The sequence below is a fragment of the Mycoplasmopsis fermentans PG18 genome (assembly GCF_000209735.1).
In the GTDB taxonomy this organism is placed as follows: domain Bacteria; phylum Bacillota_I; class Bacilli_A; order Mycoplasmatales; family Metamycoplasmataceae; genus Mycoplasmopsis; species Mycoplasmopsis fermentans.
The window spans coordinates 112,238-120,341 of the sequence record NC_021002.1 but is presented as its reverse complement, the minus strand read 5'-3'; the positions used below and the strand labels follow the sequence as shown (position 1 = coordinate 120,341).

Genomic DNA, 8,104 nt, shown 5'->3' with positions numbered 1-8,104 from the left:
CAGAATTCAGTCTATACATATACATGACTCATGTCATAGTAGCTAACTCTATTCACAGCGTTCTACTTTAAATAGCCTAATCTGTAAAACTTACGCTCTTGCAACTGTTTTCTGAAGCCAAAGCCACTATTCATAAAAATTTACATAGCGTTTTTTAGCCCCAAGAAACCTTAAACAGACATACACTTCAAAAGCAACTTTTTCAGTTCTCAAAATCTTATAGTAGCTTTCACCGAGTACTATCTTTGTTTTTAAAATTTCACTAACTGTATCTTGGCTTAACTTGTCATAAACCTTCTTGCCAAAATAATTTTTTCTCCATTCCAAGTTAGCTTCAAACTTTCTAACTTCGTTTTCGCTTCCTTCATTTGCAATTAACCTTAGTTCGCCGTATACACTCATAATTTCTCCTTTTTTTTGAACATATAACAGCGACTGTGGTATAATATATACAACAGGTCGAACGATTGGTGGTGTTCTAGGCGCTGTTATTTTTTTATACTTTTGATCATTTTTTTGAAAGGTATATTAATTTAGCAGAATACGAAACTAAATAAAAATATGAATTAATGTTTATGAGTACTTTTATAAATAATCAAAAGTGAAATAAAAAAAGTGTTCAACACACTTCTTTCTATCACTTCCAGAAAAAGTTACGATGTTAATGCTGGTGTAATCGAAAACTTGAACTAAAGACAAAAAATAGAAAAATTAGAAATTGATTTTGTAGTGACAAATTCAATAACTAAAGTCTATATTCAATGTTGTTATGACATTAATAATCCTGGTGTATTAGAAAGAAAAATAAGACCATTAGAAAAAAGTTGAAAAAGGTACTTTACAATCACTAATTGTTAAGAACTTTAGAGGAAAATCTTTTATTAAAGATAATATTTTAGTAATAGGTTTATATGATTTTCTTTTAGATGATAGATTTGTATAAATAATATAAAATATTTAATATAAGGAGATATTATGAATAAAGAAGAATTGAAAAAACTTTTAATCCAAGGTGAAGGCGAAGAAATAGAATTCAAAACATGCAAAGATGCCTTATCTAAAAGTGTTTTTGATACCGTTTCAGCTTTTAGCAATAAAAATGGAGGTCATCTAATTTTAGGTATTGGAGACAATGGTGAAGTTTTAGGTGTAGACAAAACTAAAGTTAAAAAAATAGTAAATGACTTCTTGAATTCAATTCATGATTCAACTAAAATTAATCCTCCTTTATTTATTGAACCTGAAGTAATAGATTTTGATGATAAAAAAATAATTTATATTTATGTTCCAGTTGGAGTAAATGTTTGTTGACATAATGGTAGAATCTTTGAAAGATCTTTTGAAGGTGATGTTGATATCACTAATAAAGATGAATTAGTTTGAAAACTATTTCAAAAGAAAAAAAGTATTTGTTTTGTAAACAAAGTTTATCCTAATTTAAGTATTAATGATTTAGACAAAAAAGTTATTAATAAAGCAAGAAAAATGGCAATTATTAGAAATCAAAATCATTTGTGAAAAAACTTAAATGATGAGGAAATGCTTAAAAGCGCAGGTTTAATTCTAAAAGATCCTGAAACCAATAAAGAAGGAATAACTATAGCAGCTATTTTGCTTTTTGGAAAAGATCAAACTATTATGTCTGTTCTTCCTCAATATCGTACAGATGCTATTTTTAGAGTTAAAAATAAAGATAGATATGATGATAGAGAAATAGTAGCAACCAATTTAATCGATAGCTATGAGAAATTAATTAATTTTGGTGAAAAACACTTAAGCGATATTTTTGTTTTAGATGGTATTGTAAGTGTTAGTGCTCGTAATTTGATACTTAGAGAAATCATTTCTAATACACTAGCTCATAGAAAATATGCAAGCAATATGACAGCTACTATTGTCATTGATGAAAACAATATAACTGTTGAAAATGATAATAGTTCAAGCAGTAAAGAGGAATTAGATCCTAAAACCTTTAGACCAAATCCAAAAAATCCACCAATTTCAAAAGTTTTTAGAGAAATTGGTTTAGCTGATGAATTAGGTTCAGGAATTAGAAAAACTTATAAATATACAAAACTTTATTCAAATAATAAACCTACATTTTTGGATAGTAACATATTTAAAACGATTATTCCTATTCCAAAAATTGCTACATTAAAAGTTGGAAAAATGACCTCTAATATAGATACAGATAATAAAAATATTACAAACAAAAAACAATTAAATATTGAAAGAATTTTCAATTTAGTTAAAGAAAATTCTACAATAAAAAGAAGTGAAATTGCAGCAATTTTAAATTTAACTGAAAAAACTATTTCAAGATATATTAGAGAAATAAAAAACATAAAATATGTTGGAAAAGGTAAAAATGGTTATTGGGAAATTATTGATAAATAGGCCCTTATAATACCTAACAAAAGAATGTCCCTCGAAAATGTCCCTCGAAAATATCCCTCGAAAATGTCCCTCGAAAAAGTGACTTTTTTAGGACATTTTTTATTGATAAAATTTGGATTTTTTTAAAAACATAAAATCATTTGTTTAATTAAAATGTAATATATCGTAATATAAAACCACAAATTTGTTTGTTTTTTACATAACATTAATAAAAAAGTGCTTCATTTTGGTATTTAATACCATTTATTTACAAAATTATTTATTGTTTGGCAAGAATTAGAAACACGTTTTTTGAAAAATGCCCCTCGAAAATGTTTTTCAAAGTCATTTTAGACTTCTACGACAACATTATTAACTTTAGCGACAAAATTTAAAAAATGTCGTAAAAAATATTTTAGTTTATAATTAATTATTATGGTTAAAAAAGAAAAAAGGTTTTTTGATTATTCATTTTTAAAGAACATTATTAATAATGAAATTAACAAAAAATTAAAACAAATTTATGAGTTAAATGGACTTATAAATGATTTTTCTAATATTCCAGAACAAACTAAAAATACTTTAATTAAAAATAGTATTTTTCAAAGTGTTACTTCTTCAAACAAAATTGAAAATATTGTTTCAACTACAAACAAAATTGAAAATATTATTTTTAATAATAAAAAATATACAGGCGAAAACGAATTAGAAATTCAAGGTTATAATGATGTATTAAATATTATTTTAAATAATTTTGATAATATAGATATTACTAAATCAAACATCTTAAATTTACATAATCAATTATATAAATATAGTAATAAAACTTATTTAAAAGGAAAGTTTAAAGAAATGAACAATTATATTTTTTCAATTGACCAAAACAACTATAAAACTGTTATATTTGAACCGGTTGATCATTCTTTGGTTGATGATTACATAACAAAAATATGTGATGAATACAATAAAAGAAATGATGAAAAAATAATTGATCCTTTAATACTAATTCCAACATTTATTTTGGATTTTTTATGTATTCACCCTTTTAGTGATGGCAATGGTAGAATTTCAAGATTATTAACTAACTGTTTATTATTTCAAAATGATTTTATGATTAATAAATACATTAGTTTTGAAAAAATCATAGAAGAAAATTTAAATCAATATTATTTCACTTTAAGAAAAAGCTCAACTAATTGACAGTATAGCCAAAACGATTATTTGCCTTTTATTGATTATTTTTTAGATTGCTTAATTATTTCCTACAATAAATTAATAGATGTAAATAAAAAAGATTATTTAGAAAATCAAATAATCGAAATTTTAACTACTAGCTTAATTCCTTTATCAACTAAAGAAATAAGTGAACGACTTGTTTCAATTTCAAGAAGAACATTAGAAAGAAAACTTAAAGTCTTATTAGAACAAAATAAAATCAAAAAAGTTGGTCAATATAAAAATGCTAAATATAAATTAACATAATTCAATATATGTAAAAAATATCATTTTAATTTTATAAGTATAAATTCTAAAATTGATTGTCATACCTTCGATACAAAACAATTTAGCATTTATAATTGTAAAATATGAGCTATTTATCAATTTAGTATTTAGTTTTTGTTCTAATCCAACAAAATCGGAAAAACAAAAAAACTATCAATTAATTGCATCCTGAATGAATTTGAGTAATTAACAAATTGCTAAAAAAGTTGATTTATCAATTAGATCTATTCAAAGATACAAAAACAATATTAGAGATTTTTTAAATAGAAAAACCGATGCTATTCAAATTGTTTCTAAAAATAGATTAAATAAAAATGCAATCAAGAAAAATTTAAATTATGCAGTTAATGATTTTATGGAAGAATACACAGAATATATTAAAAACAAAATTAACGGAATCAAAAATGTTAATGATGCAACAATCAAATCTTTTTGAAAAGAAATAAGAATTGTAGATTATTCTCATGTAGGCTATGAAAAACAAATTAGTTATCAAACTCTAGTTAACAGATTAACAAGCTTAGGATTTTTAACCATTTTTAGTCATAAAAAAACTAGAAGAAAAGTAAGAAAAATGATTAAAATTGCTGAATTGTTAAAAGTTCAAATAGAAGAAGTTAGAAACAATTATCAAAACTTTTTATGTTTGTTTAGCGAAGCGAGACTAAGAGTTAGATTGTGTAGAAAAGAAAACATGCATTTTGGCGATGAATTACAAATAGACGCTTGTATATATGAATCATTTGATAGGACTATGAGTGCATAATATCATTAACTATTATTCTTCTACAATTTTTGTATTTATTTAAAACTGGAATTTTATTTTTTATACTCAAAATTGTAACTAAGGGCTTATAAGCCCCACAATGCGGACATGTCAAATCTTTAAAAATTTATCACTTAGCATTTCCACCTATATGTGAAATAGAATATCACTAATAAACAAGTAAGTAATTTTTTTAAAACATTGGCAATATTGCTAACTTTTTAAGAAAATAGTATAATTTTTATAAGGAGTTAGAAATGAATAAAGTTATTAAAAGAGACAATTATTTAAATATGCTAATTAATAAAATCAATAACAAAAAAATTAAAATAATTACAGGTATAAGAAGAGTAGGCAAAAGTTTTTTACTCTTCAATTTATTCTATAGTTATTTATTAGCTAATAAGGTGGAAGCTGACCAAATAATAACAATAAAACTTGACCGAGTTGAAAATGAAGAACTTTGAGATCGTCAAAAGTTATACAAATACATTAAAGATAGAATTGTTAACGATAAACAATATTTTCTTTTAATTGATGAGATTCAAAATGTCAAAAAGTTTGAATTGGTTTTAAATTCATTTCAAGATCAAGATAATATTGATATTTATGTTACTGGCAGTAATTCTAAATTCTTATNCAAAGATATAGCTACTACTTTTGCAGGTCGAGGTATGGAGATTAATGTTTTGCCTTTATCATTTCAAGAATATTTAAACTTTAGTAATCTTGATATAAATGAAGCTTGAAATTTATATTCTCTTTATGGTGGTATGCCTGAAGTAGTTTTAGTAGATAATGAAAAAGAAAAGAAACAAATATTAAAAGATCTTTTAACAAATGTTTATGTTAATGACATTGTTGAGAGACATAAACTTAATAGTACTCAAGATGTTTTAAACATAGTTGAATATCTTGCTTCAATAGTTTCATCTCAATGTAATTCAAGTAGAATTGCCAACTCTTTTAATTCTTTAAATAATAAAAAGACTTCTACTTATCAAATAGATAAAATATTAGATGCACTAGAAGATTCTTTCTTAATAGATAAAATAAGAAAATATGATATTAAAGGTTTAAAACTTCTTTCGGGTCAATATAAATACTATTTTGTTGACAACGGATTAAGAAATGTAGCTCTCAATTTTAGAAATCTAGGACAAGGTCAATTAATCGAAAACGCCTTTTTTAATGCTCTAAAAATAAATTACTTCGATATTAGTTATGGGGCAATTAATCAAAAAAATAATATTAATAATCAATGAATTAATAATCAATATGAAATAGATTTTATAGCACAAAATTTCAATACAAAAGTATATTTTCAAGTAACAACTTCTTTAAACAATCAAGAAGTTAAAGAAAGAGAATTGAGACCATTCTTTTTAACTAACAACAACTTTAGAAAAGTTATTGTTGATTATAGCGAAAAAAATAACTGAATAGATCAAGATGGAATAACTCATGTTTCTTTATTAAGTTATTTAGAAAATCCTGACATAATTAAAGAATTTTAAAAAAAGTATTTAACATAATTACTTATCTAATTTTTATTAAGCTTTTTAAATATTTAAATAAAGTTTTTATTTCTTTATTTTATAATTTGTTTATTCAAATTATCAAATAGGAGTATTTCATATGGAAGAACAATTATCTATTATTGATAAGATAAAAAAATTATCTTGAATTGCTTTTGCTGCTAATATTGCAACAATCGGTATAGGCGCATTAGCATCATGACTCAATTTACGGAATCGTGATACTACAACCAATGCAAATACATTTGTTAGCACTACCCAAATAGTGATATATGCTGCAATTATTATTATTCCTTTAATTTTTGCTTTAGTGCTTAAAAGCTTTATCTTTAAAGCGACCTTTAATGATGAAAGAGTAATCACTTATTATCATATGGATTGTTTTTATCCTAGATGAAGAGGAAGTAGCATAATAGCTTGAGGAAGTGTTAAATGAGTTATCTTTGTTTATTTTATGAAACTTGTTGTTAACTTTATTTTAGTTTGCTTAATATATTTAATTGGATTGTTTCTATTTCCTCTCACTTATTTCAAATGTAAAAACTATGAAACAGATTTAAAAAACAATGTTAAGTTCAATGTAGACTTATATGGAGAAGCTAAATAAGAATTCAATAAATTAACTAAAATTTGAATGAACTTGTTAAATTATTAACATAATCACATATATAATTTTTTAAAACTTACCACCCTCACTTTTGAAAATAATATGAACTTTATTTCTAAAATAATTGTTAGAAATTCATTCACTATCTGGATCATCTAAAATGATTAAATGAATGTTTTTTGTGTAATCTTTAATGCAATTTATATTATTAAAGGTGTAATATTCTCTGCTTAACATATTATAATTTAAGTGTCCTTTCTTATTTTTTAAGCAATTTATATTATAAAGGACAATTTAAAAAGTGAGATCTCTAAAACCTAGGGGTCTCACTTTTGGAATTAACAGTAACTAAAACCAATATAATCTACTATATTATTTTTAATCACTTCCAGTTCTTCTTTAGTCTTATTAATTTTTATATTATTTTTAAAAAATAATTATCTAAATATTTAGGATAAACTCCGCGAGCTAAAACATCAGTAAAATAAAGATTTTGTCATTCTTTTTCCATTTTCAATATTTGATCTTCTACTTTTGCACTTTTAGTATAAAAAGGCATAGCTAATACCATTGAACCTACTTGAATCTGATTGTAATTATTTTTAATTATTTCTTTGACTTTAGCATAAGCATAAAGCATATTATGAGTTGCTTGATATAAAATATTTAAATCTTCTTGATTTTTGTAAATTCCGCCATTACAAAAAGGAATATGTAAAAGTGAATTAATTTCATTAAAAGCTACTAAATAATCTATGTATTTATTAAAGTATTTTAGAACTACTTTAGCATAATTTAAAAAGTATTTAACAACTTTTTTATTATTAAAACCATTGTATTTAAGTGCTAAATGTAAAGGCATTTCATAATGACAAAGAGTAACTATTGTTTTTATTTTTCTTCTCTTTAATTCTTTGAACAATTTAAGATAAAACTCAAGACCCTTTTGATTAGGTTTACTTTCATCACCTTTTGGAAAAATTCGACTTCAAGCAATTGAAATTCTTAAAACTTTAATTCCCATTTCACTTAAAAGATCTAAATCTTCTTAATATTTATGATAAAAATCAATAGCTTTTCTTTTAATATTAAATTCTTTTAAATTTAAATCAATATGACCTAAAGCACCTTTAGGTAATACATCTTGGACATTTAAACCCTTATTTTCTTCATTATAAGCTCCTTCAATTTGATTAGCTGCAAAAGCAGTACCTCATAAAAACTTTTTACTAAAACTCATAAAATCTCCTTATTATTCTTATTTATATTTTATTGTAAATAAAAAATAGATTAAAAAAACAAGCAAAATAAACT

General features: G+C 23.6%; 7 protein-coding genes and 1 pseudogene. 5 read left to right on the top strand and 3 right to left on the bottom strand.

What is annotated here, in order from left to right:
* Window positions 1-126: 126 nt before the first annotated feature.
* A complete protein-coding gene (locus MBIO_RS00620) occupies window positions 127-402 on the bottom strand; it encodes an MAGa4850 family ICE element protein (RefSeq protein WP_258408915.1) in 276 nt (91 codons plus the stop codon).
* Between the two features lie 573 nt (window positions 403-975).
* On the opposite strand from MBIO_RS00620, the gene MBIO_RS00615 reads away from it, so the two are divergent.
* The 5 genes from MBIO_RS00615 (at window position 976) to MBIO_RS00595 (ending at window position 6,790) form a co-directional block, all read left to right on the top strand.
* Entirely contained in the window at window positions 976-2,397 is a 1,422-nt protein-coding gene (locus MBIO_RS00615) for an RNA-binding domain-containing protein (RefSeq protein ID WP_013527066.1), read from the top strand.
* A gap of 414 nt (window positions 2,398-2,811) precedes the next feature.
* Entirely contained in the window at window positions 2,812-3,858 is a 1,047-nt protein-coding gene (locus MBIO_RS00610; RefSeq protein WP_013527065.1) for a Fic family protein, read from the top strand.
* Between the two features lie 376 nt (window positions 3,859-4,234).
* Window positions 4,235-4,645 carry a hypothetical protein gene (locus MBIO_RS00605; RefSeq protein WP_041594174.1) on the top strand — a complete coding sequence of 137 codons (411 nt, stop codon included), beginning with the start codon at window positions 4,235-4,237 and terminating at the stop codon, window positions 4,643-4,645.
* Window positions 4,646-4,902: 257 nt separating this feature from the next.
* A complete protein-coding gene (locus MBIO_RS00600; protein ID WP_041594173.1) occupies window positions 4,903-6,162 on the top strand; it encodes an ATP-binding protein in 1,260 nt (419 codons plus the stop codon).
* Window positions 6,163-6,283: 121 nt separating this feature from the next.
* Complete coding sequence (locus MBIO_RS00595) at window positions 6,284-6,790, top strand: hypothetical protein (RefSeq protein WP_013354883.1); 507 nt, start codon at window positions 6,284-6,286, stop codon at window positions 6,788-6,790.
* Between the two features lie 69 nt (window positions 6,791-6,859).
* Here the strand turns inward: MBIO_RS00595 and MBIO_RS04860 are convergent, their stop codons facing one another.
* Window positions 6,860-7,027: a hypothetical protein gene (locus MBIO_RS04860; protein WP_013527062.1), complete on the bottom strand. Its 168-nt coding sequence runs from the start codon at window positions 7,025-7,027 to the stop codon at window positions 6,860-6,862.
* 178 nt (window positions 7,028-7,205) lie between these two features.
* Window positions 7,206-8,030 (bottom strand): annotated as a pseudogene (locus tag MBIO_RS00590) (glycoside hydrolase family 1 protein).
* Between the last annotated feature and the right edge of the window lie 74 nt (window positions 8,031-8,104).